23 protein-coding genes are annotated in these 23,770 nt (G+C 29.3%); 6 read left to right on the top strand and 17 right to left on the bottom strand.

Annotated features, from left to right (window positions below; genetic code table 11):
- Positions 1–143 precede the first annotated feature (143 nt).
- The 5 genes from LPB03_RS08120 to LPB03_RS08100 all read left to right on the top strand — a co-directional run bounded on the left by LPB03_RS08120 (position 144) and on the right by LPB03_RS08100 (position 3,266).
- Positions 144–869: a MotA/TolQ/ExbB proton channel family protein gene (locus LPB03_RS08120; protein WP_026776654.1), complete on the top strand. Its 726-nt coding sequence runs from the start codon at positions 144–146 to the stop codon at positions 867–869.
- Positions 870–877: 8 nt separating this feature from the next.
- On the top strand, positions 878–1,342 hold the full coding sequence (locus tag LPB03_RS08115) for a hypothetical protein (protein WP_083186935.1): 465 nt from the start codon (positions 878–880) through the stop codon (positions 1,340–1,342).
- A 4-nt stretch (positions 1,343–1,346) separates the two neighbouring features.
- A complete protein-coding gene (locus LPB03_RS08110; RefSeq protein ID WP_065317833.1) occupies positions 1,347–1,991 on the top strand; it encodes an ExbD/TolR family protein in 645 nt (214 codons plus the stop codon).
- A 20-nt stretch (positions 1,992–2,011) separates the two neighbouring features.
- Entirely contained in the window at positions 2,012–2,479 is a 468-nt protein-coding gene (locus LPB03_RS08105; RefSeq protein ID WP_065317832.1) for an ExbD/TolR family protein, read from the top strand.
- 112 nt (positions 2,480–2,591) lie between these two features.
- Complete coding sequence (locus tag LPB03_RS08100) at positions 2,592–3,266, top strand: porin family protein (RefSeq protein WP_065317831.1); 675 nt, start codon at positions 2,592–2,594, stop codon at positions 3,264–3,266.
- On the opposite strand, the gene LPB03_RS08095 is transcribed toward LPB03_RS08100, so the two are convergent.
- From LPB03_RS08095 to asnS, 5 genes are all read right to left on the bottom strand, one after another.
- Positions 3,261–3,860 carry a hypothetical protein gene (locus LPB03_RS08095; protein ID WP_065317830.1) on the bottom strand — a complete coding sequence of 200 codons (600 nt, stop codon included), beginning with the start codon at positions 3,858–3,860 and terminating at the stop codon, positions 3,261–3,263. The genes LPB03_RS08100 and LPB03_RS08095 overlap by 6 nt on opposite strands.
- On the bottom strand, positions 3,860–5,323 hold the full coding sequence (gene rpoN / locus LPB03_RS08090; protein WP_065317829.1) for an RNA polymerase factor sigma-54: 1,464 nt from the start codon (positions 5,321–5,323) through the stop codon (positions 3,860–3,862). The genes LPB03_RS08095 and rpoN overlap by 1 nt, the downstream gene beginning before the upstream one ends.
- 3 nt (positions 5,324–5,326) lie before the next feature.
- The gene (locus LPB03_RS08085) at positions 5,327–5,638 is read right to left on the bottom strand and encodes a type II toxin-antitoxin system RelE/ParE family toxin (RefSeq protein ID WP_065317828.1); all 312 of its coding nucleotides are present in this window, start codon (positions 5,636–5,638) and stop codon (positions 5,327–5,329) included.
- Positions 5,626–5,859 (bottom strand): hypothetical protein, encoded by a 234-nt coding sequence (locus LPB03_RS08080; RefSeq protein WP_139058913.1) that lies wholly within the window; start codon positions 5,857–5,859, stop codon positions 5,626–5,628. Before LPB03_RS08080 ends, LPB03_RS08085 begins: the two co-directional genes overlap by 13 nt.
- 89 nt (positions 5,860–5,948) lie before the next feature.
- Positions 5,949–7,382, bottom strand: a complete 1,434-nt coding sequence (gene asnS, locus LPB03_RS08075) for an asparagine--tRNA ligase (protein WP_065317826.1) — start codon at positions 7,380–7,382, stop codon at positions 5,949–5,951.
- Between the two features lie 137 nt (positions 7,383–7,519).
- Here asnS and LPB03_RS08070 point away from each other — a divergent pair, with 137 nt between their 5' ends.
- Entirely contained in the window at positions 7,520–8,566 is a 1,047-nt protein-coding gene (locus LPB03_RS08070; RefSeq protein WP_065317825.1) for a P-loop NTPase family protein, read from the top strand.
- On the opposite strand, the gene LPB03_RS08065 is transcribed toward LPB03_RS08070, so the two are convergent.
- The 12 genes from LPB03_RS08065 to LPB03_RS08010 form a co-directional block, all read right to left on the bottom strand.
- Positions 8,561–9,289: a LuxR C-terminal-related transcriptional regulator gene (locus tag LPB03_RS08065; protein WP_065317824.1), complete on the bottom strand. Its 729-nt coding sequence runs from the start codon at positions 9,287–9,289 to the stop codon at positions 8,561–8,563. The genes LPB03_RS08070 and LPB03_RS08065 overlap by 6 nt on opposite strands.
- Positions 9,290–9,519: 230 nt before the next feature.
- On the bottom strand, positions 9,520–11,892 hold the full coding sequence (locus LPB03_RS08060; protein WP_065317823.1) for an efflux RND transporter permease subunit: 2,373 nt from the start codon (positions 11,890–11,892) through the stop codon (positions 9,520–9,522).
- 232 nt (positions 11,893–12,124) lie between these two features.
- A complete protein-coding gene (gene frr / locus LPB03_RS08055) occupies positions 12,125–12,679 on the bottom strand; it encodes a ribosome recycling factor (protein ID WP_065317822.1) in 555 nt (184 codons plus the stop codon).
- A gap of 81 nt (positions 12,680–12,760) precedes the next feature.
- Entirely contained in the window at positions 12,761–13,468 is a 708-nt protein-coding gene (gene pyrH, locus LPB03_RS08050; RefSeq protein ID WP_065317821.1) for a UMP kinase, read from the bottom strand.
- 212 nt (positions 13,469–13,680) lie between these two features.
- The gene (locus LPB03_RS08045; protein WP_065317820.1) at positions 13,681–14,496 is read right to left on the bottom strand and encodes a purine-nucleoside phosphorylase; all 816 of its coding nucleotides are present in this window, start codon (positions 14,494–14,496) and stop codon (positions 13,681–13,683) included.
- A gap of 40 nt (positions 14,497–14,536) precedes the next feature.
- Positions 14,537–15,163, bottom strand: a complete 627-nt coding sequence (locus LPB03_RS08040; RefSeq protein WP_065317819.1) for a TIGR04282 family arsenosugar biosynthesis glycosyltransferase — start codon at positions 15,161–15,163, stop codon at positions 14,537–14,539.
- Positions 15,164–15,337: 174 nt separating this feature from the next.
- A complete protein-coding gene (locus LPB03_RS08035; RefSeq protein ID WP_065317818.1) occupies positions 15,338–15,829 on the bottom strand; it encodes a rhodanese-like domain-containing protein in 492 nt (163 codons plus the stop codon).
- A gap of 77 nt (positions 15,830–15,906) precedes the next feature.
- On the bottom strand, positions 15,907–16,734 hold the full coding sequence (locus tag LPB03_RS08030) for a metallophosphoesterase family protein (protein WP_065317817.1): 828 nt from the start codon (positions 16,732–16,734) through the stop codon (positions 15,907–15,909).
- A complete protein-coding gene (locus LPB03_RS08025) occupies positions 16,719–17,993 on the bottom strand; it encodes a sodium:solute symporter family transporter (RefSeq protein ID WP_065317816.1) in 1,275 nt (424 codons plus the stop codon). Before LPB03_RS08025 ends, LPB03_RS08030 begins: the two co-directional genes overlap by 16 nt.
- Positions 17,994–18,184: 191 nt before the next feature.
- A complete protein-coding gene (locus tag LPB03_RS08020; protein WP_065317815.1) occupies positions 18,185–19,630 on the bottom strand; it encodes a SusD/RagB family nutrient-binding outer membrane lipoprotein in 1,446 nt (481 codons plus the stop codon).
- Positions 19,631–19,746: 116 nt separating this feature from the next.
- Complete coding sequence (locus LPB03_RS08015; protein ID WP_065317814.1) at positions 19,747–22,938, bottom strand: SusC/RagA family TonB-linked outer membrane protein; 3,192 nt, start codon at positions 22,936–22,938, stop codon at positions 19,747–19,749.
- 148 nt (positions 22,939–23,086) lie between these two features.
- On the bottom strand, positions 23,087–23,764 hold the full coding sequence (locus LPB03_RS08010) for a TIGR04282 family arsenosugar biosynthesis glycosyltransferase (RefSeq protein WP_065317813.1): 678 nt from the start codon (positions 23,762–23,764) through the stop codon (positions 23,087–23,089).
- Between the last annotated feature and the right edge of the window lie 6 nt (positions 23,765–23,770).

The following is a 23,770-nucleotide window of genomic DNA, read 5'->3' as shown; positions in this document are numbered from 1 at the left end:
AACATTTTTTGTTACTTGGCACTCTCTTAAAAATAAAAGAAAGGGTTTTTATAAAAAATCACAAAAATTACTATTTTTTCTTTTTTTGAGACGAAAATTTATATCTTTAACCCGTTAACTATTAAAATTAATTTATAACAAAGATGAAAAAAGTAGTAAATGTCTTATCTGTAACAGGATTTATGTTTTTTGGAGCTATACAATCCACTTTCGCTCAAGAAGGAGCAGCAGAAGAATCACAAACGTTTCACCAAATTTTAAAGCAAAACTTTATTGATGGTGGCCCAGAATTTATGGGGATTGTATTAGTAGCTTTAATCTTAGGATTAGCTATTGCCATTGAAAGAATTATTTATTTAAACATGGCAACAACAAATACAAAAAAATTATTAGCTAATGTAGATGACGCTTTAAGTTCAGGAGGAGTAGAAGCTGCAAAAGAAGTTTGTAGAAATACAAAAGGGCCAGTTGCTTCAATTTTTTATCAAGGTTTAGATAGAGTTGATGAAGGTGTTGAAGAAGCAGAAAAAGCTGTTGTTTCTTATGGAGGAGTTCAAATGGGACAATTAGAGAAAAATGTTTCTTGGATTTCTTTATTTATTGCATTAGCACCAATGCTTGGTTTCATGGGTACTGTAATTGGTATGATTGGAGCATTTAATGATATTGCTGTTGCAAACGATATTTCTCCAGCAGTAGTTGCAGGTGGTATTAAAGTAGCCTTATTAACAACTGTATTCGGTTTAATCGTTGCAATTATTCTTCAAATTTTTTATAATTATATCGTTGCAAAAATCGATAGTATTGTAAATAGTATGGAAGATGCTTCTATCTCATTGATAGATTTATTAGTTAAGTATAAAAAATAATATTCAATATGAAAAGTAATAAAATTTTAAATATTTTAATTGCTGCAATAGCTCTTATTGGCGGGATTCTTTTCATAAGAATTTTTATGGAAGATTCTCAAGAGATTGTTGATAATGTAGATAATTTACAGAATACTGTAGTGAGTCCATTAATTTCCTTTTCTTTTTGGTTATTTATAATTGCAGTTATTGTAACAATTGCTCTATCTTTTTGGAGTATGATTAGAAATCCAGAAAATTTAAAAAAGACTTTTGGAGGTATAGCAGTATTAGCTATACTTCTTGTAATCGCTTATTTCTTGTCTGATAGCAATGTAGTTTATAACACTGCTGGAGGTATAGAAAGAGGTGGAGAAGAAGGTTCTTCAATAAATCGTTGGGTCGGAGCAGGTATTTGGTATAGTCTTATTTTAGGAGGTATAGCAGGTATATTCTTTATCGTAGATTTATTAAAAGGATTAGTTAAATCATAAAAATATGGCAAGAAGAGAAAATCCAGAAATTAACGCAGGTTCTATGGCAGACATTGCTTTTCTGTTATTAATTTTCTTTTTAGTAACAACTACCATGAATGTAGATTCAGGGGTCTCTAAAAAGTTATCAGAAAAACCGCCACCAGATTATGTTCCTCCTATCGTTAAACAGAAAAATATTTTTGAGGTAAGTATCAATAGAAACAATGATCTACTTGTAGAGAATGAAGCTATGAATATAAAAGATCTTAAAGATGCTGCTCTTAACTTTATTGATAATGGAGGAGGTATTGGTGCACCAGGTGAAGATGGAACTCCTGGGCAAAGATGTGATTATTGTCAAGGTGAAGGGCTTGATACCTCATCAGATCATCCTAACAAAGCTATTATTTCTGTACAAAGTGATAGAGGAACCGAATATGGAACTTATATTAGAGTACAAAATGAGTTGTTAAGAGCTTATTCTGAGTTAAGAAATAGATTATCGAGACAAAGATATAATATGTCATTTGATGAGCTTGAAGAAGCTTATGATAATGCCAAAAATAATGCTGATTTGAAAGATCAGGTTGAAACCTTACAGAGAAGAGTTGAAGATATTAAGAAAGCATATCCTCAAATTATTTCTGATATGGAGCCAACATCATAATTAATTATAAAATTTAAAGTATGTCTAAATTTAGAAAGAAGAAAAAGGGAATGCCTGCAGTAAACACTGCATCACTTCCAGATATCGTTTTTATGCTATTATTCTTCTTCATGGTAACAACTACTATGAGAGAGACAGATTTAAGAATAGAAAATCCTGTATTACCTAGTGCAACTGAAATTAAAAAATTAGAAGACAAAAGCTTGGTAAGTACAATTTATGTTGGGAAGTCTACAGATACTAATAGAGATGGAGCAGGTTATAATAAAATTCAATTGAATGATAAAATATCTACTGCAGATCAAGTTCCAGCTTTTATTTTAGGTAAAAGAGATAAAATAGCTGAGAAATTAGTTCCTTTTATGACTACTTCTATTAAAGCAGACAGACGATCTAATGTAGGTACAATTATAGATATCAGATTAAAATTAAGAGATGTAAATGCTCTTAAAATTAACTATTCTTCTACACCTGATGCGAAAAATTAAAAACAAACTATTTTATATAAAAGGATAATTCGAAAGAGTTATCCTTTTTTTTATTTAAAAAAATAAAGATTTAATTTACAAATAATGTATATTTAATTTCAATTATCATATAATGAAAAATATAATTTACATTGGTCTTTTTATAATTTCTATAACCAAACTTTCTGCTCAGAAAGATTCATTACAATTAGGAGATAGCTATGCAGATGATCAAATTTATTTTTCGGTTTCCTATGCGCAGTTTAATAATCAACCTACAACTATAAGTAGAAGTAATTTTTCTTATGCAGTGTCTGCTGGTTTTATGAAAGATATTATCTTAAATAAAAGAGGAAATATTTCTTTTGCAGCTGGTGTTGGTTATGGATTCGATTTCTTTAATCATGAACTTAAAGTTGAGGAACTAAATACAGGAACTAGCTTTGATACTGGTGCTGATTTAGCCTCAAATATTTTTACATCACATAATTTAGAATTACCAATTGAATTGAGATGGAGAACATCAACAGCAAAAAAATACGATTTTTGGCGAATATATGGAGGTGTGAAATTTTTATATAATTTATCTAATACATTTCGATTTGAAGAAAATGGTACTAATTTTAGCTATAATAACGTAAGTGCATTCAATAATTTTCAATATGGTTTAACGCTTTCAATTGGTTATGATGTGTTTAATATCAACTTATTTTATAGCTTAACTCCAGTTTTTGAAAATGCTACTATAAATAGTGAGGATATAAATACCAGTATTTTAAAATTTGGTTTTATTTTTTATATTTTATAGAAGAAAATATACAATTGAGGTTGTTAGTAAACCTATAAAAAAACCGATATAGATTTCTTTTGTAGTATGTGCTTTAAGTGCTAATCTTGCACTTGCTAGAAGACCAGCAATTAAAAAGAGGATGATAATTACTATAATAAAAGACTTTGCGTGTATATTACTTAAAATCATGAAAAAGCCTATAAAGATTCCTAAAGACAATAAATGAACACTTGCTTTAATTTTGAAGAAAAACAAAATGTAAACAATAAATAAAGCTAAGGATGTTGCGTAAAAAAGTAAGCTTAAACCTCTTAAATTTGCAACATTGCTAATTGTAGTTCCTAATAAATAAAAAAGAAAAACCATTAGTGCAATAGGTAATTTTCTTTCTTTTATACTTTCTACCTTGTAATTTTTAATAAACTTTAATTTCTTAAAAAGGACTAAGATTAACAAAGGAATTAAGTAGGTAACAATAAAAACTAAACTTAAAACCATTAGTTTTTGATTGCTGACTAAATTGCTAGGAATTAGTAAGAAATATAACATTACACCAATTGTAGGAATCACAATAGGATGTAAAACAGTAGATATGTATTTGTAAAATTGCACTATATTTCTTTTCGTAAACGTGCTACAGGTAAATCTAACTGTTCACGATATTTAGCAATTGTTCTTCTTGCAATTGGGTATCCTTTTTCTTTTAATATGATAGATAATTTTTCATCTGTTAAAGGTTTCTTTTTATTTTCTTCAGTAATAACAGTTTCTAGTATCTTTTTAATTTCTTTGGTTGATACATCTTCTCCTTGATCGTTTTTCATAGATTCAGAAAAGAATTCTTTAATTAATTTAGTTCCATAAGGTGTTGAAACATATTTGCTATTAGCAACTCTAGAAACTGTAGAAACGTCCATATTTATTTTATCTGCAATATCTTTTAAAATCATGGGTCTTAACCTGCGTTCATCACCTGTTAAAAAATAATCGTATTGATAGTGCATAATTGTATTCATGGTAACCAAAAGAGTTTGCTGACGCTGTTTTATTGCATCAATAAACCATTTTGCAGCATCTAGTTTTTGTTTGATAAAGAATACTGCATCTTTTTGAGATTTACTCTTTGTGGTTGCTTCTTGGTAGCCTTTTAACATATTATTGTACTCCCTAGAAACATGTAATTCAGGCGCATTTCTAGAGTTTAGCGTTAAATCTAGTTCACCATCTATAATTTTAATCGAAAAATCTGGAACAATTTGTTCAGCAATTTTGTTATTACCTGCATAAGAACTTCCAGGTTTAGGATTTAATCTAGAAATTTCTGAATTTACTTCTTTTAGCTCATCTTCAGATATATTGAATTTTTCTTGAAGCTTTTTGTAATGTTTTTTTACAAAATGATCAAAAGCATCTTCTAAAATGGCTATTGCTAAACTTCTAATCTTATTACCTTCTTTAGCTTTTAATTGAATAATTAAACATTCTCTTAAATCTCTAGCTCCAACTCCAATAGGATCTAATGTATGCACTGCTCTTTTTAAAACAGAAATTACTTTTTCTTCAGTTGTAAAAACATTTGCTGTAAATGCCAAATCATCTACCAAATCTATAATTTCTCTTCTTATATAACCACTATCGTCAATACTACCCACTAAAAACTCTGCAATTGCACGTTCTTCTTCAGTAAAATTATAAGTGTTTAATTGATTTTTTAAAGATTGATGAAAACTGGTTCCAGCAGCATAAGGCACGTTTTTTTCTTCATCGTCTGCAGAGTAGTTGTTGGCTTGAGTTTTATAATTCGGAATTTCATCGTCACTTAAATATTCATCAATGTTGATGTCATCAGCTTCAATTTTTTCGTTTCCATCATCTGCCTCATCATATTCGTTAGACAAATCATCATCTATTGAATCTGCATCATCTTTACCTGTATCTAAAGCTGGGTTTTCTTCAATTTCTTGCTTTAAACGTTCTTCAAAGGCTTGTGTAGGCAATTGAATTAACTTCATCAACTGTATTTGTTGTGGAGATAATTTTTGTAAAAGTTTAAAATTTAGACTTTGTTTTAGCATTTTTTAGTTTTGTTTTAAAAACTTTAAAAGTGTTTTTGGATCTTGTCTATTATCCCAAAAAGCAACAATGATAATTTTATAATTAAAAACTTTATAAAAGATTGAAAAATGTTCAAGATTAATCTTTCTTAAATTTAGTTTTTCTGTTGGGTTTCCCATTTCTGGAAAATCTTTTAATAACGTAGTTTTTTCTTTAATTTTTAAATTTAATCTTTTAGAATAAGCATTACTATTGTTTCTTAAATTCCAATACTTAAAAACTTGATTCCTCTGTTTTAAAGCTGTTAGAGTCCAAACAATAGTTAGTTCATCCATTCAGCATCTAATTTATCTACTTCTTCTTCAGAATATAAACGTCCATATTTTATATCCTCTTCACTCATTTTTAACATTTCTAATTGTTCTGAAGAAAAAGTTGTTTTTTCTTCAGATTTCGATACTTCAAAAATAGAAATAATAACATTTAGTAGTTTTTCATTTTCAGTCGCAACAATTCTACTAATTAAATTATTTTTTAAGTTATTTAGAGTATTCATTTTAAAAGTGTTTTTATAAAAATACAAAATTAAATGGACTATTTTTTCCAAAAACAATTTTTCCTTTTTGGAAAATTAAAACTGTCTTTTTAAAATTCAGCATTTTGTGGTGTTCTTGGAAAAGGAATTACGTCTCTAATATTACTCATTCCTGTTGTAAACTGTACTAATCTTTCAAAACCAAGACCAAAACCAGAATGCACAGCAGTTCCGTATTTACGCAAATCTAAGTACCACCATAATTCTTTTTCATCAATATCTAGCGCTTTCATTTTATCAACTAAAACATCAAAACGCTCTTCTCTTTGAGAACCTCCAACCATTTCTCCAATTCCTGGAAAAAGTACATCCATTGCTCTTACTGTTTTTCCATCATCATTTAAACGCATATAAAATGCTTTTATATTTGCTGGATAATCAAACAAAATAACAGGACATTTAAAATGTTTTTCCACTAAATAACGTTCGTGTTCAGATTGTAAATCTGCTCCCCATTCATTTATAGGATATTGAAATTTTTTCTTTTTATTAGGTTTTGAGTTTCTTAAAATATCAAAAGCTTCTGTGTAAGAAACACGTTTAAAATTATTATCAACCACAAACTTTAACTTGTTTAACAAGCTCATTTCACTTCTTTCAGCCTGTGGTTTGCTTTTTTCTTCTTGCGTTAAACGCTGATCTAAAAAGGCTAAATCGTCTTTACATGTTTCTAAAACATCTTTTAAAACCGATTTTATAAAATCTTCTGCCAAATCCATATTGCCATCCAAATCCATAAAAGCAACTTCTGGTTCAATCATCCAAAATTCTGCTAAATGTCTGGTTGTATTCGAATTTTCTGCTCTAAAAGTTGGTCCAAATGTGTACGCTTTTCCTAAAGACATCGCAAAAGTTTCAGCTTCCAATTGCCCTGAAACAGTTAAGCTAGTTTCTTTACCAAAAAAATCTTTAGAATAATCTATTTTTCCATCTTCAGTAAGAGGTGCTTTATTAGTTTCAAAATTGGTAACTTTAAACATTTCTCCTGCACCTTCTGCATCAGTTCCTGTAATAATTGGTGTGTTTACGTAGTTAAAACCATTTTCTTGAAAATATTTATGTACAGCAAAAGACAGTTTAGAACGAACTCTCATAACTGCACTAAACGTATTTGTTCTTACACGTAAATGTGCATTTTCTCTTAAAAATTCAAAACTATGTTTTTTAGGCTGAATAGGATATTCATCTGCATTAGAATCGCCTAATATTTCTATTTCAGAAACCTGAATTTCAACTGACTGTCCTTTTCCTTGACTCTCTACAATAGTTCCTTTTATAGAAACAGCAGATCCTGTTGTAATTCTTTTTAAAGTATCTTCTGGAGTGTTTTCAAAATCAATAACACATTGTATATTGTTAATTGTTGAACCATCATTTATAGCTATAAAACGATTACTTCTAAAAGTTCTTACCCAACCATTTACATGAACTTCTTGTAAAATCGAATCTGATTTTAAAATTTCTGCAACATTTTTCTGTGTCATTTCTTCTTGATTTTTTTGATTTACTTTAAAAATTTACTGAATTGTAAAGATACTTTTTTGAAGTAAAAAGTAAACTTAATTTGTCGTTAAATTAGAGCTGATAAAAAAAATATATCTTTGAGTAGAATAAATTAACCATGAAAAAAACAATTTCTTTTAAAAGAATTTTAAAACAATTAAAAGATGATGCCATTGGTAAAGATGCTCATAGAGGAATTACCTTAACTTATGCTTGGATGGCAAATCAATTTGGGCATATCTCTCTAGGTTTTATTCCCAGTTATTTAGTGTTTTATTTTTCAAATTTTAATGCTGTAAAATCAGCAATATATGTATCAGTTTTTTGGCTACTTTTTGAATTGTATAATTTCTTAGGGCCTTTATTAAGTAAAAGCGAATCTAAATCTGAGATGGTTTTTATTCCGAAAAAATCAACCTATACATTTAAACCAAAATGGAATAATTTGGCTTTTGATACCTTTACAGATGTTTGTTTTTTCGCTTTCGGAGCTTTTTTGTTCAGTTTATTAATAACACAAGGAGCAAATAATACAGTTTTAATTACTTTATCCATTTTAGCAATCTATTTATTGTTTGCTACCAGATATTGGTTTGTTACAAAAATGTATCAATTTTATGCGAGATTTCCTTTTCAATTTCGATTAAGTCAGTGGGATTTTAATATCAATGCTGATAACAAATTGAAAGTTGAACAATTTAAAAATTCATCCAAAAGAGCTGGAAATCATCTGTTGATTTATGGAGCTTTAAGCACTGGAAAAACAAGTTTAGGGGTTGGTATTTTAAATGAATTAAGTATTAAAAATAATAGCTGCTTGTATGTAAATGCATTTAAAATGTTCAATTATTTTTTTAATGATGAAGATGATGTTTTAGAAGAGCATGAAATTTGGAATTGGAAAACTGCCAATTTTTTAATGATTGATGATATAAATCCTAGTGAACCAATTCAAGACGAATTAATATCACCCGAAAAATTACTCAGTTTTATTGATACGTTAAAACCAATTAATAAAGTGAATAGAAATATTTTAAAAAATAAGAATATAATTTGGGTTTTAGGAAATGAAAAACCAGAAAGAGTAAATTATGTAGATTGCTGGAAAAGGATGCTTTTAGAAATTGGAGTTCAAGAAGAAAAAATTACAACAATTAGTTTATAAAATATGATTATCGTGTGCAAAACTAATTAAATGAGGCAAACTTTTTACATTGAATCTCTTGTATAAAGGATATATTCTTTTCTCTATAGCAGATTGACTCACATTTAATTTGCTAGCAATTTCTTTAAATGTAAAACCTTTAGCAGCCAATTCTAAAACTTCTATTTCTTTGTTAGAAATTGCCAATTCATTAAATAATTGTTGATTTAAAGTTTCTTCAAACCCAGATAATTTTGGACCAAAAACAGCATACTGCATTATATTACCTAATTTTCTAGAATGTATTTTTTCTGAAATTCCTATAATTTCTAAAATGGTACCATTTTTAGATTTAAAAATACCTACCCTCGAAAAAAGTGGAATAATTTCGCCATTTTTATGAATTTTTTCAACTTCAATAGTAAAGCTATATTTTTCTAATTCCTCTTTCTTACTAAGTAGAAATTGTAAAGCTTTATCATTTAGCTCGTTAGAGAAGTTAAAGTGTCTTTTAGAGGTGATACTAACAATTTTAAATAAGGTAATTTCTTCACTTTTGTAACCCAATAAATCTTCCCAACCTGCAGCATACAACATTCTGTTTTTTTCAAAAGAATAAATATATACAGCCTGCCCAATAAAACTTTGTACTTTGTTTTTATATTCTTCAAAAACAAAATCTTCAGGATCATAAGGGATATCTGAAACTCTTATTCTAGTAAATTCTCCAAAATCTTTACTCATATTACGAAAATACAGAAAAACTGCGTAAAAACACAGTTGACAATCTTAAAAAAGCATCTTAAATTTGACAAATCTATTGGAAAAGAGAATTCTCAAATATTTGCTAAGTAAAAGAATTAGTTTTAATCGAAAAATTGCTATGAATTAAGATTAAGAATTTAAAATGAATCCCCCGTTTTTCTACTTATGAAAAAGAAATCTCCATTAATTTATTTTAATGGAGATTTTTTTTAATCTATATTTTCCTCTTTAGGAGGTATAATTTTAATCTTCGGTTCTTTAAACATTTCTTTATTGGCAATTTTCTTTTCGAAAGTTAATAATAAAGAAGGTAACAACAATAAATTAGAAACCATTGCCAATAATAAAGTGATGGACACCAAGCCACCTAAGGCAATTGTACCACCAAAACTAGAAAGTGTAAATACTAAAAAACCAAAAAATAACACAATTGAAGTATAGAACATACTAACTCCAGTTTCACGCAAAGCAGCATACACAGAAGGTTTTATTTTCCATTGATTAGCCATTAATTCCTGCCTGTATTTTGCTAAAAAGTGAATTGTATCATCTACAGAAATACCAAAAGCAATACTAAAAACTAAAATTGTAGATGGTTTTATAGGAATATCAAAAAAGCCCATTAATCCAGCAGTAATTAACAAAGGAAGAATATTTGGGAGTAAAGAAATTGCAATCATTTGAGGCGATCTAAACATCCAAGCCATAAAAAGCGCAATTAAAACAATAGCTAGTGATAATGAAAAAACCAAATTGGTAATCAAATAATTAGTTCCTTTTATAAAAACCAATGCTTTTCCTGTTATAGAAACTGTGTATTTATCTGCTGGAAATTCTTTATCAACAACAGCTTTTAATCGTTCTTGAATAACATCCATTTTATCGGTGCCAATATCTTTCATAAAGGTTGTTATTCTTGCATAACGTCCAGTAGAATCTACAAAGTTTTTTAGCATTCCTGCATCACTATTGGTGTTTTTTGTGTAGGCAAAAATGTAGCCTTGTTCTTGTGTTGTTGGCAGTTGATAATATTTAGGATTTCCTAAATAATAAGCCTGTTTTGAGTATTTTACTAAATTAACTACAGAAATAGGTTTTGATAATTCTGGGAAAGATTCAATCACTTCATTAATTTTATCCATCTTTTTTAAGGTGGATAATTTCATAACTCCATTATCTTTTTTAGTATCAATTAAAATCTCTAAAGGCATAATACCCCCAAACTCTTTTTCAAAGAATTTAATGTCTTTATAAAAGCTCGTGCTTTTTGGCATATCTTCTATTAAACTACCAGAAACTTTAATTTTATAGACACCAATAATACTTAAAACGAGAACAATTACAGTTGCAAAATAAATGGTAATTCTTTGGTTTCTTACCATTCTTTCCATCCAATCTACTACATTTTCAATCCATTTTTTTTCAAGATGATTTAAATGTTTCTTTTTAGGCAATGGCATAAAACTATAAATAATAGGAATTATTAATAACGCCAAAATAAAAATACTGATAATATTTACGGAAGCTAAAATTCCGAATTCACGTAATAAATCGCTTTTAACAAATACAAACGTTGCAAAACCAGAGGCAGTTGTAATGTTGGTCATTAAAGTTGCATTCCCAACTTTTGCGATTACACGTTGTAAAGCTTTTGCTTGCTGCCCATGCTTTTTAATTTCTTGTTGATATTTATTTATCAGAAAAACTGCATTTGGCACCCCAATTACAATAATTAAAGGCGGAATTAATGCTGATAAAACTGTGATTTCAAAACGGAACAATCCAATAAAACCAAAAGCCCAAGTTACACCAACCATTACCACTAAAAGTGTAATAAATGTAGCTCTGTAAGATCTGAAAAAGAAGAAGAAAATAACGGCTGTTATTAATAATGCACCTAAAACAAAGAGCAAAATTTCATCTTGAATGTTTTGTGCATTTAAAGTTCTAATGTATGGCATTCCAGAAATACGAACATCTACATTGTTATCTTTTTCAAATTTTTCTATAATTGGAATTAATTTATCAAAAATAAAATCTCTACGAACAGGTGTATTGATAATTTCTTTGTTAATATAAATGGCAGTTTGTAATGTGCCTGTTTCTTTATTAAATAATAAATTATCGTAAAAAGGAAGTTTCTCAAAAAGTTCCTTTTTTATAGCAAGAACCTCTTTCGATGTTTTAGGATTTTCAGAATATAAAGGTTCTAGAACAAATTTTCTTTTATTTCTATCTGCTTTCAGTTTTTGAACATCGGCAATAGAAACAGTAAAATCAATTTCATCTAAATCGTCAAATTGTTTTACTAAATTGTTCCAAGCATTAAATTTTTGTGGTGTAAAAACTGTAGAATCTTTAATTCCTAGAATTACAAGATTGCCTTCTTCTCCAAAAATTTCTAGAAATTTATTGTATTCTAAATTGGCTTCGTGGTTTTCTGGTAGAAGATTTGCTTCTGTATATGAAAACTGCATATACTTCATTTGCGAAGCTAATAACCCTGTAATGATTGCAATACCTATTAAAACCAAGTAACGATTTCGTAAAATAATACTTGCAACTTTTGTCCAGAAATTCATTTAAAAAAAGATTTCTACAAAGGTAGGTAAATTGTAATAGTGAGTAAAATAAAACTCGTTTGACTTTTAGTACTATTATTTAAGAATGAACGATGAATTCTTAAAGCATTGTAAGACAAATAATTTATATGCTGAATATTGTTTTGCACAAAAAAAAGACTAAAATTTTATTTTAGTCTTTTTGAATTTATTATTTGTCAAAAATTTTAAGTTAATTCATCACAAATCAGTATTATACAGTCATTATTTCTTTCTCTTTTACAGAAAGAATATCTTCAATTTTTTTAACGTATGTATCTGTTAATTTTTGAACATCATCTTCTGCAATTTTTTTCATATCGTCAGAAATATCTGTTTTTTTAATATCGTTGTTTGCGTCTTTTCGTGCATTTCTAACACCAACTTTAGCATCTTCAGATTCTGCTTTAGCTTGTTTAGCCAAACCAATTCTTCTTTCTTCAGTTAATGGTGGAACATTAATCATAATTAAATCACCATTATTCATTGGGTTTAAACCAAGATTTGCAATTTGAATTGCTTTTTCAATAGGTTGCAACATATTTTTTTCCCAAGGTTGAATGCTTAAAGTTCTTGGATCTGGAGTATTTACATTGGCAACTTGACTCAATTTAGTTTGAGAACCATAATAATCTACCATTACTGTGCTTAACATTGCAGGTGTTGCTTTCCCTGCTCTAATTGAGCGAAATTCTTTTTCTAAATGCTCAATTGCATTGTGCATTGCTTCTTTTGCTGTATCTAAAATAAATTCAATTTCTTCGTTCATCTTTTTTTAGAATTTGTAATTTTTATGTGTTCTTGGTTCCATATCAAAAAATGAAATTATTAGAACAGGTTTTTAAAAATATTAATTTTCAACAATTGTACCAATTTTACCTCCAGAAACTAATTTTAGTAAGTTTCCATTTGTATTCATATCAAATACAATAATAGGTAATTTATTTTCTTCACTTAATGTAAACGCAGTCATGTCCATAACTTTTAAACCTTTTTCAATAACATCTTTAAATGTAATGGATTCAAATTTAATAGCATCTTTGTTCTTTTCTGGATCTGTATTGTAAATTCCATCCACTCTGGTTCCTTTTAAAATACAATCTGCATCAATTTCAATAGCTCTTAAAACTGCTGCAGTATCTGTTGTAAAATAAGGGTTTCCTGTTCCTGCTCCAAAAATAACAACACGTCCTTTTTCTAAATGACGAATCGCTTTTCGTTTAATATAAGGTTCTGCAACTTCTTTAATTTCTAAAGCAGTTTGTAAACGTGTATGTACATCTTCATCTTCTAAAGCACTTTGTAGAGCTAAACCATTTATAACAGTTGCTAACATACCCATATGATCTCCTTGCACACGATCCATACCATTAGCAGCACCAGCAACGCCTCTAAAAATATTTCCACCACCAATAACAATAGCAACTTCAATGCCTTTTGCTACTACTTCTTTAATTTCTTTTGCATATTCAGCAAGTCGTTTTGGGTCTATTCCATATTGTCTTTCACCCATTAAAGCTTCGCCACTTAATTTTAAAAGAATTCTTTTATATTGCATATTTTATTTTGAGAATTACGCAAAATTACATTTTTTTTTGATTTTTTTTTGATGGAAACAATAAATCTTCCTTTGTAATTTAAAATAACCTCAAATTTTTAAAATAATTTTATCAGTATTAAAAGAAATATTTTTTAGAAAACTGATATAGATAATTTTTAAGATGTATTCTGATGCTATTTTTTTTTGAATTGCTAAAGATGTTTAATTGCTTATAGAACTTTAATAACTTCTTTAAATAATGTAATCATATTTGGTTCAGCTTCGCCAGCAATAGCAATAATTTCTGCAATATCTACAGGTTGTAAATTTTCAGGATCACACTCATCTGTTAAAACAGAAATGGCAGCACATGGCAAGTTTAGTTGTTTGGCAACAATAACTTCAGGAACTGTGCTCATTCCTACAGCATCAGTTTCTAAAATTTGCAACATTCTATATTCTGCTCGTGTTTCTAACTGTGGTCCTAAAACACTAGTATAAACTCCTTTATGTAATTGAATTTTTTGTTCTTGTGCAATTAAATTCAATTTTATGTTTATTTCCTTGGAATAAGGTTCTAACATATCCGCAAATATATTTCCAAAATTATTAGCGCCATTAAATGCTAAAGGCGAACTTCCTTGTAAATTAATATGATCTTCAATCAACATTAAATCACCTTTTTTATAATCTAAATTGATTGCTCCAGCAGCATTTGAAATCAGTAAATTTTTGATTCCTAAACCATGCATCGTTCTAATTCCATAAGTAACTTCCCAAGCATTATAACCTTCATATAAATGAAATCTACCAGACATTACTACTACTTTTTTGCCTGATAATTCTCCATAAATTAATTTCCCAGAATGAAACTCTACAGTTGCCTCAGGGAAATTAGGAATTTCTGAATACGAAATTTCTTTTTCAATCGAAATTTCATTCACTAATTTTCCTAAACCTGTTCCTAAAACAATCCCTATTTCTGGGCTTGTAATTCCTTTTGATTTTAAAAAATCTATAGTTTCTTTTAGTTGTTGCGCTTTCATTTATATTGAATTTTAAAGCAATTAAATTTTAATGATAAAGTTACTTATTTTCAATGAATGTTTCCATAATTTCTGGAATATTAATAATATCCTCATAGACATCTATATCGTTCTTAAAGGCTAATACTTTCACTTTTTTATCACTTAAGTCTTTTAAAGTATCTTTTCTAACAGATGCTGTTCCCCATTCTTTATTTTTAAAAACGTTTTCTTGGAGAGTATTCATCCCTAAAAGATAATAACCACCATCTTCTGCAGGGCCAATTACTACATCATTGGTATTTAATGCTACAAAAGCTTTTTCGATATTTTTTTCTGATAAATCGTATAAATCACTTCCAATAATCATCACTTTTTCATAACCAGCTTCAAATCCGTTTTTGAATGCATTTAACATTCTTATTCCTAAATCATCTCCAAATTGTTGGTATTTTTGATAAATATCTGGATTCCAAATATCGTTTTCTCTAATTTTCACAGAATAGTAAACAGCTTTGTCAGCATTTACTTTTGATGAAATGTCTCTTGTTCTTTCTAATAAAAATTTATAGATTTCTAGAGCAGTTTCATCGCCAACAGTTTTTGCTAAACGTGTTTTTGCTTTGCCTAATTCTGGGTTTCTGGTAAAGATTAATAGTAAGTTTTTATTTTTTGTATTTTTTATCATCGATAAAATAAATTGTGATTTTTAAAAATTCCTAATAGAAATTTAGTTTATGTTTCTTTGAGGTAAGATTTATTTTTTATTTTCTTAATAGTGACTACTGAAAACTGCAACCGCCAACTGCTACTTTTTATACAAAGCAGTGGTTACTGCCAACTGAAAGCTGTTTTTACTGCTTTAATAAACTTTCTCTCCTTTTTTCAGCCATTTGCTCCAGCTTTTGTTAAAAGTATGTACTTTTTCTGTTGATTTGCCTAAAGTATCAATGACTTTAAAATCGGCATTTTTCCATTCAAAAATTCCTCCATATAAGTTATAAACATTGGTATAACCTTCTTTAATTAATTTATGGGCAACAGTTTCAGAACGAATCCCTAAAGAACAATACACCACAATTTTTGCGTTTTTGTCTTTTGGTAATTTTGCAATGGTTTCTTTGATTTTAAAATTATCATAACCAACACAAATGGCATTTTCTAAATGACTAATATTAAACTCATTTTCCTCTCTTGCATCTAATAAAATTGCATCAGTTTTTGGCATTGCTAAAGTTTCAACAGATATATAAGGAACATTTCTAGTATTCCATTTATCAAGAAGTTTATCTAATTTTTTCTGACCAAAAGTTGTGGAGCTAACAACTAAAAAAAGGATCAATATTTTTTTCATTTTTGATGCTATTAAGTTTTTTTTAATTTTTGATTAAAGAATTCATTTAAGATTGTCATTCCTGTGAAAATAGGAATCTATAATTGAATTCCAAAGCCCTGTAAACCAGATTCTAGTGCAGGTAGAATTTCTGTATTGTCCCAAATTCCTGTAACAATGGTTCTAGAATATTCTTCAGGCAACAAGCCATTTTGCATTAACTTACTTGTTAATTTATAATTGTACTCTAATGTTTGATGTGTAAAGTTAAAACTATTATTTGAATCATCTAAAATTGCATACCAAACACTAGGATTTCCATCATTTGCTGGCATTCCAATAACTCCAGGATTCAACCAAAGCTGGTCTTTTTCTTGATGATGAAAAGGTAAACCACAATGACCAGCAATAATTACATTACTATTTGTAGCATTAAAATTTGGTTTTTTGAGGTCCCAATCTGTAGATTTAAAAATAAATTCTGATACATTAAAATACGAACCGTGAACAACAGTCACATTTTTATCAGCATATTTAAAACTGATATAATAAGGCAATGTTTGTAAAAACTCTAATGAATTTTGAGATAGTTTACTCTGTGCAAAAGGATACCAAAGTTGCGAAAATCCATCACATCTTGAGCCTTCTTTAAAATCGCAACCACAATCCTCTGCATTTTCTCTTAGTTGAATTTCTACATTACCAACAATACTTTTTGCGCCCCAAAGTTTAAAAAGTTGCACAGTTTCTTCAGGCTGGGCACAATACCCAACAATATCTCCAGTACAAATACAATTTTCTGGAGCAATATTTTCCTTTTCAGCAATTTGTTTTAAAGCTTCTAAAGCTTGTAAATTGCTATATACACCACCAAAAAGTAATGTTTTTCCTGATATTTTGCCTAAATCCACTATTTTTTGATCCATTTTGGAATAAAATATAAAATAATACAACTTAAAATTCCCCAAACATTTACCCAAAGTAAATTGGCATATTTTCCTTTTGTAAAAATAAACGATTCTGGAAACCAATTAAACACTAAAAAGATTCCAAAAACCAAACCACAAATTACTGATAAATAAAAACTAATTTTTGGCACTTTCACATTCCAGAAAATAAATATAGGTGTTAAACCAATAACCATTGTTCCAGAAATTGTGGTGGCAGATAAAATCTCTGCATTTAAAAAAACAGGAATTGTTCCTAAAACTGCAACAGCAATCATAGAAATTCTTCCAAAAGAAACCGTTTTTCCTAAATTTAAATCTACTGCTAACAATTTAGAAAATGATGAAAAAGTAGAATCTAAAGTTGATGCTGCAGAGGTTATCATTATAAAATTTATAACTAATAAAATAACAACTCCAAATGCTTTACCAACTTCTACAGCTGCTTGACCTTGCATTCCTTTTGTTTGGGCATAAACTCCAATCAAACTAAAAAGTACAATACAAATTGCGCCTAAAATACTTGCCCATAAAAAACTTTTTCTTGTTACTTTAGGTGATGAAATAAAACCTCTATCTGTTAAAACAGGATCGTGAAAAGGATAACTAAAAGACTGAATAAGGGCTGCAAAAAAGAGATTTAACCCGAGTTCAAAACTCCAAGTTCCAGAGGTGATTATTTGTTCCGTAGAAAAATCATCTGTAGTAAAAATTGTTCCTAAAATGATCATCAATAAAACAGAAAATAACACCATTTGAATAACATCTGTAAAAATGGAACTGCTCAAACCACCTTTAACAGCATAACTTAATGTTAAAATTGTAAATAAAATAATTGACCAATAATAAGATGAGCTTCCTACTTCACCAAAATAACTTCCAATAACCATTGTATTGCTCCAAACTTCGTTAAAAAGTCTGAAAGCTATCAGAATAGAAAAAATTGCCATGGCTTTTTTACCAAATTTGGAAATCAGAAATTCATGGATACTTTTAAAATTTCCTTTGGTTCTTAATTGATAAATAATTATTCCTGCAACTGCAAAAGATAAATAATAACCAGCATAGGCAACTCCACCAACCAAACCAAAATCTAATCCAAGATTTGCGGCGTTTGTAATGCTTTTTGCAAAAATCCAAGAGATAATTAAGCTTCCTGTTAATACCAATGTATTGGGTGCTTTTTTCTTGTTGACAGCTTTAAAAAACTGATCTGTAGTTTTTGCTAAAGGAGACATGAAAAATAGTATTAAACTTGAACAAACTATTAAAATCCATTGCCAAGACTCAACCCCAAAAGCCCATCCTAACCTTCCCAAAGGGAAGGAGCTTTCACTCAATTGAATAAAAACGGATGTTATCATATTTTAATTTTTTAATTTTATTTATACAAAAATTTTCACAAGAGTATTTCCCTCCTTTGGAGGGATTAAGGGAGGCTATTCCACCAAACTTTTACGTCTAAACTATTTCCATTGGTTGCAGTTTCTGCAATTTTATAATTTTCTGCATTTAATGCTGCTGCATCTGCAGGATAAGGCATTCTCACAGGAATTAATCCGTTATTTAAACTTGCTGCCACATTTTTTAAAGTAGGTAAACCTGTTCTTCTAAATTCAATCCAACTTTCATAACCATTCATGGTATTTGCAATCCATTTTTGAGTAATAATTTGTTCTAAAGGCGTTTTACCAACTGCGTTTAAATTTGCATTTTCAGCTAAATAGGTTGCTGGCAAATTCGTATTCCAATAATCAAAAGCTTGTATAACTCCTGAATTGTATAATGTTACTGCACTTGTTGTAATGAACCCTTTTTCAGCAGCTTCAGCTAATAAAAAGTTGGTTTCCCAAGCTGTCATAAAATTGGCATCCAATGCAGCTGTGTTTTCTCTGAAAATAGTTCCAGCTAGAGAATAATCATCAGGAGATGGAGTCGTTGTAGAGGCATTAATTCCGTTTATAAGTCCATTAAATTCGCTTGAATTTGAATTTGCAAAAGCTCGATAAAAAGTTGAAATTCTAACATCATTTAAATCTTTAAAAATCTCTTCAGCAGTTTCTGACATTACAAAATTTGTAAAATCACCCTCTCTTAATTGCGCAAATCTAAAATTATTTGGAGCTGTATTTGAAAAACTAAAAACAGCATTTTCTGTGTTATTTCTGATATAATTTCCTTCATCAAAAATTGTTTGTAGTTGAACAGAAACATCAACCTTACCAGAAATTCTGATGAGATATTTTATTTTTAAAGAGTTTGCAAATTGAATCCAATTATCTAAATTTCCATCAAATAAAATATCTCCTTCTAAAGGAATTGAACCAGCATACATATTTATTGCAGCAATTCCTTTGTCTAAATTATCTAAAATTCCATTTTCATTAAGGTAAATATCCTCTTGCAAATCATACGTTGGTTTCGCACTTCCTTCAATACCATTAAATGCCTCAAAGTAAGGAACATCACCAAAAATATCTGTTAAACCAGCAGCCATATATGCTTTTAAAATAAAGGCAGGTCCTTCATACACTGCAAAAGCAGGTGCTTGTTTAGATTGTTTTAAAAGAATTTCATTATCACGTAAATTGGTGTAAAAAATTGGCCAAGGATTGCCTCCTAATTGTGGGCTTTTTAAATCATGTCTGTCAAATAAATTAAAATCTAACAAAGCTGTATGTTGAGATAGTAGATTCCCAGCAGCAAAACCTTCATAACTCATTTGTTCGCCAAAATCGTAGATTACTTGTCTTAATAACAAGCTTGGTTGTACAGCAACTGGCGAGTTTTGGTTTGTGTTTATTTCCTCGAAATCTTTTGTGCAACTTGCAAATGTGAAGGCAAAAATTGCGATTGTATATATAAGTTTTTTCATTTTTTATCGATTATCCTGCAAGGTTTCAAAAACCTTGTAGGTATTTATTTTTATGTAATTGGTTTAATTTTTCTAAACCTACAAGGAATCCAAGTTCCTTGGAAATACCTTGCAGCTTAAAAATTAAACCCTACTTTAAAACCTAAACTTCTGCTGGTTGCATAACTCATATCTTCAACTCCACTCACAAAACCATTTCCTTGAACTGCTAGTTGTTCTGGATCAAAATGTGGATTTTCTGTGATTACAAATAAATTATTTCCAATAAAAGAAAAGTTCATTGTTGAGGCATCTTTCAAGCCTAAAAAGCCTTCATTTAAATTTAAAGTATACCCAATTGAAAACTGGCGTAATTTTAAAAAGGAGGCATCATACACATTATTTTCTTCATGATTTCTATCGTAAAATTGTCGGTAATAACTTTCAGGAGAAACAGCTACTGTATTTGGTAAACCTGTTGTTTGGTTTACACCTTGTGCAACAATATCAGTATCTCTATTCGCAGTTTCAGCTAATTGACCACCAACATTTCCGAGAGCTCTTGTTCTCGATACAATTTCTCCTCCTTGTCTCCAATCAAACAAAAAAATTGCGTTCCAGTCTTTATATGTAAAAGAATTGTTCCAGCCTAAGGTGAAATCTGGTGTGTAATTCCCAATCTTTTTTAAAGTATTATCAGCTATAAAAGTTCCATCATCTTTAATGATAAAATCTCCATTTTCATTTTTTAAATAGCCAGTTCCATACATATCTCCAATTTCTCCACCTTCTTCTACTTGAAAATATACGGTTTGGTTTGCGCTATCGTAAATTCTACTTAGAGCCAACGTTAAACGACCATTTTCTTGTGGTAAATCTTTTATAACGGATTTGTTAGTGGCAAAATTAAAAGTGGTATTCCAAGAAAAGTTTTCATTTCTAATTGGTGTTCCTCCCAAAATAATTTCTACACCAGTTGTATTTACTTTTCCACCATTTACAACTTGTTGATTATAACCAGATGAAATTGGGATTGGCAGCGAAATAATTTGATCTTTAGTAGTGGCATTATAGTAGGTGAAATCTACATGTAATCGATCTTTAAAGAAGCGAAGATCTGCACCAAATTCATACGAAGTTGTAATTTCTGGTTTTAAATTTGCATTCGGAATAAAATCTTGATTGCTAAAAGTGGGTTGTCCATTAAAAGCGGTTTGCGATACAAATGCACCAGAAGTTTGGTAGGGATTTGTGTCATTACCAACTTGTGCAATACTTGCTCTTAATTTTGCAAATGAAATAGATTTTGGCAATTCTGTTAAGTTCGATACAATTAAACTGGTTGAAACTGATGGGTAAAAAAAGGAAGTTCCATCCACAGAAAAAGGCGTTGCTAAAGCAGAAGACCAATCGTTTCTTCCAGTAATATCTACAAACAAATAATCTTTGTAGCCAAACTTTGCAATTCCATATAAAGAGTTAATTCTTTTTTCAGAATTAAATTGAAAAAACTCAATTGGAGAAGCTGCATTGTTCAGACTAAAAATACCAGGTTGTGCTAAATTTAATGTTTGAGATTGTGTAGTAGATGCTTTTTGATCTAATCTATTTCCTCCAAAAGAGACATCAAAAGAAAGATCACCAAAATTAGTATTGTAATTGATTAAAAAATCAGTATTAATTTCTCTAAAAAAAACATCATGTTCTGCATACGCTCCGTTTGCAAAACGATTGCTACTAAAATTACGTTTAAATTTTCTTTTTTCTGATGAATAATCCATCCCAGATCGTAAAGAAATACTCAATTTTTCTGTAAAATTATGTTTGATACCAATATTTCCGAAAACACGATCTCTTAGAAAAGAATTGGTGTTTTCGTGCAAAATAAAGAACGGATTATCAAAATATCTATAGTTAAAATTATATTGCTGAACACCTTCTAAACCAGGTTGCCAATAATCTCTTAAACTATTAATATTTAAGGATCTTGGACCCCAAGCAACTAAAGAATAATTTACGTTTTCACTTCCATAACCATTAGAAGGTCTGTTATCGCTACTAGAATTCACATAGTTTATTGTGCTGGTAATTTTTGTTTTTTCAGTCGGATTAAAATTCATTTTTAAAGCGACTGTTTTTCGATCTAAATTTACTCCAGGAATTATAGATTCGCTGTCTAAATTTGTAATTGATAATCTGTAAGAACCACTCTCAAAACTATCATTTATAGAAATATTATTGATGGTTGTAAGACCAGTTTGATAAAAGTCTTTTAAGTTATCTGGATTCGAATTGAAAGCTGTTGGTGTAATCGGAATTCCAGAATACAGAGAATTATCTCCACCTCTTACAATAGTTCCATCTGGTAAATTTACAGGAGAATCAAATTGTGGAATTAAATTTCCAGCATCCAATCTTGGGCCCCAAGAATAAGAAATTACGTCGTTAACACCAGCTCCAAGTCCATTTGAATATTCAAAATTACCTCCATTTCCTTGACCATATTCGTTTTGAAATTCTGGCAAACGAAAAGCGCTATCAAAAGTAACTGAAGAATTAATGCTAATTCCCAAGCCTTTTTTCTTGCTCCCATCTTTTGTGTTGATTACAATAACTCCATTTGATGCACGAGTTCCATACAATGCAGCAGCACTTGGGCCTTTTAAAACAGTTACAGATTCAATATCATCTGGATTTACTTCCATGGCTCCATTTCCAAAATCAATTTCTTGAAAACCTGCAGCAGCTTCATTGCTGAAATTAAAAACGGTGTTGTTGTTTATTGGAGTTCCATCCACTATAAAAAGCGGATTATTATTCGAAAAAGAAGCTTCTCCACGAATGGTAATTTTAGAAGAGGAACCAACACCTGTTGCACCTTGAGAAATAGTAACACCCGCTAATTTTCCTGATAAATTATCTAAAAAATTAGCAGTTTTAACTTCAGTTAAATCTTTTGTTTTTAGTTCTTGAACAACATAGCCTAACTCTTTTGTTTTTCTATTTAAACCTAAAGCAGTTACTACAATTTCGTTTAAATTTGTTTCAATTTCTTCTAGTTGAATGTTGATAATAGTCTGATTATCAGCTTTTATTTTTTGAGTTTTATAACCCAGATAAGAAAAAGTTAATATCTGATTTTTGTCTTGAACTGTGATCGAATACGTTCCATCAATAGAAGAAGTTGTACCATTTTCTTTGGATGTTGTAATGGTAACAGAAGGAATTCCATCACCTGTAATTTTATCGGTAATTGTTCCCGAAATTTTAATTTGTGAAAAACTGATGCTAGTTACAAACAGTAAAATCCACATAAAAAGATGTTTCATTCAATAATGATTTTTGTGTAAAATAAATTGATTTCTTAAAACTCGTGTTTATTCGAGTGAAGTCGAGAACTATTTTCTATAACAATAAAACCTTTCGACTGCGCTCAAGGAGACATTAGTTATTTTAAAATTAGTTTTCGAAAATTAATTACGCAAAAATCAAAGGAGAACCTTTATTAGAATTTGGTGTAGAAAAAGTGCTTTTAAAGTTGATAATAATATCAATAAAAAACTCTTTTAGGAAACTTATAAATATTCTTAAGATTTTTAAAACCGATTTTGGAATCGCTTTAAAACTATGCAGTATTTTTTTGACATCCTCTAAAACATCTAAATCATTTAAGATTTCTAAAAACTTAATATTTAGTTTTTTAGAGGTTATTATGGAAGCAATACAATTTTGTAATTTAGACGTTTGCCAAGGTAATTTCAAGAAGGTTTCTTTGTTAAAATGTTCTTTTTTGATTCCCATTAAATAGAAACCACCATCTTTTGAAGGTCCTAAAACCAACTCGTTTTTTTCAAGTTGATGAACTGTATCAATTAGATGTTTCGTTTTTAAATGTGGAGTATCATTACCAATCGTAATTACATTCCCAAAACCTTTATTAAAAATGGTTTCAATTGCATTTGAAAAACGCTCGCCAAAAGAAGACCCAACTTGATTCTTTTCAGAAAAATGAAAATACTGAATTCCAGATTTTTCTACCGTTTTTAAAGTTTGGTGATTCAATGCCGAAAAAACATCCGAAGAAAGAAACGATTTTCTTTCCGCTTCTTTTTCAGCAGAATTCGCAAAAATTAAAATGGCAGTATTTTTCTTCAATTTTAT

The sequence above is a fragment of the Polaribacter vadi genome (assembly GCF_001761365.1).
In the GTDB taxonomy this organism is placed as follows: Bacteria; Bacteroidota; Bacteroidia; order Flavobacteriales; family Flavobacteriaceae; genus Polaribacter; species Polaribacter vadi.
This window is presented reverse-complemented; position numbering and strand designations above follow the sequence as displayed.

Bases quoted from the DNA above. Each gene is read 5' to 3' on its own strand.
- LPB03_RS08120 (WP_026776654.1), top strand. From the start codon at position 144: ATGAAAAAAGTAGTAAATGTCTTATCTGTAACAGGATTTATGTTTTTT.
- LPB03_RS08115 (WP_083186935.1), top strand. From the start codon at position 878: ATGAAAAGTAATAAAATTTTAAATATTTTAATTGCTGCAATAGCTCTT.
- LPB03_RS08110 (WP_065317833.1), top strand. From the start codon at position 1,347: ATGGCAAGAAGAGAAAATCCAGAAATTAACGCAGGTTCTATGGCAGAC.
- LPB03_RS08105 (WP_065317832.1), top strand. From the start codon at position 2,012: ATGTCTAAATTTAGAAAGAAGAAAAAGGGAATGCCTGCAGTAAACACT.
- LPB03_RS08100 (WP_065317831.1), top strand. From the start codon at position 2,592: ATGAAAAATATAATTTACATTGGTCTTTTTATAATTTCTATAACCAAA.
- rpoN (WP_065317829.1), bottom strand. From the start codon at position 5,323: ATGCTAAAACAAAGTCTAAATTTTAAACTTTTACAAAAATTATCTCCA.
- LPB03_RS08085 (WP_065317828.1), bottom strand. From the start codon at position 5,638: ATGGATGAACTAACTATTGTTTGGACTCTAACAGCTTTAAAACAGAGG.
- LPB03_RS08080 (WP_139058913.1), bottom strand. From the start codon at position 5,859: ATGAATACTCTAAATAACTTAAAAAATAATTTAATTAGTAGAATTGTT.
- asnS (WP_065317826.1), bottom strand. From the start codon at position 7,382: ATGACACAGAAAAATGTTGCAGAAATTTTAAAATCAGATTCGATTTTA.
- LPB03_RS08070 (WP_065317825.1), top strand. From the start codon at position 7,520: ATGAAAAAAACAATTTCTTTTAAAAGAATTTTAAAACAATTAAAAGAT.
- LPB03_RS08065 (WP_065317824.1), bottom strand. From the start codon at position 9,289: ATGAGTAAAGATTTTGGAGAATTTACTAGAATAAGAGTTTCAGATATC.
- LPB03_RS08060 (WP_065317823.1), bottom strand. From the start codon at position 11,892: ATGAATTTCTGGACAAAAGTTGCAAGTATTATTTTACGAAATCGTTAC.
- frr (WP_065317822.1), bottom strand. From the start codon at position 12,679: ATGAACGAAGAAATTGAATTTATTTTAGATACAGCAAAAGAAGCAATG.
- pyrH (WP_065317821.1), bottom strand. From the start codon at position 13,468: ATGCAATATAAAAGAATTCTTTTAAAATTAAGTGGCGAAGCTTTAATG.
- LPB03_RS08045 (WP_065317820.1), bottom strand. From the start codon at position 14,496: ATGAAAGCGCAACAACTAAAAGAAACTATAGATTTTTTAAAATCAAAA.
- LPB03_RS08040 (WP_065317819.1), bottom strand. From the start codon at position 15,163: ATGATAAAAAATACAAAAAATAAAAACTTACTATTAATCTTTACCAGA.
- LPB03_RS08035 (WP_065317818.1), bottom strand. From the start codon at position 15,829: ATGAAAAAAATATTGATCCTTTTTTTAGTTGTTAGCTCCACAACTTTT.
- LPB03_RS08030 (WP_065317817.1), bottom strand. From the start codon at position 16,734: ATGGATCAAAAAATAGTGGATTTAGGCAAAATATCAGGAAAAACATTA.
- LPB03_RS08025 (WP_065317816.1), bottom strand. From the start codon at position 17,993: ATGTCTCCTTTAGCAAAAACTACAGATCAGTTTTTTAAAGCTGTCAAC.
- LPB03_RS08020 (WP_065317815.1), bottom strand. From the start codon at position 19,630: ATGAAAAAACTTATATATACAATCGCAATTTTTGCCTTCACATTTGCA.
- LPB03_RS08015 (WP_065317814.1), bottom strand. From the start codon at position 22,938: ATGAAACATCTTTTTATGTGGATTTTACTGTTTGTAACTAGCATCAGT.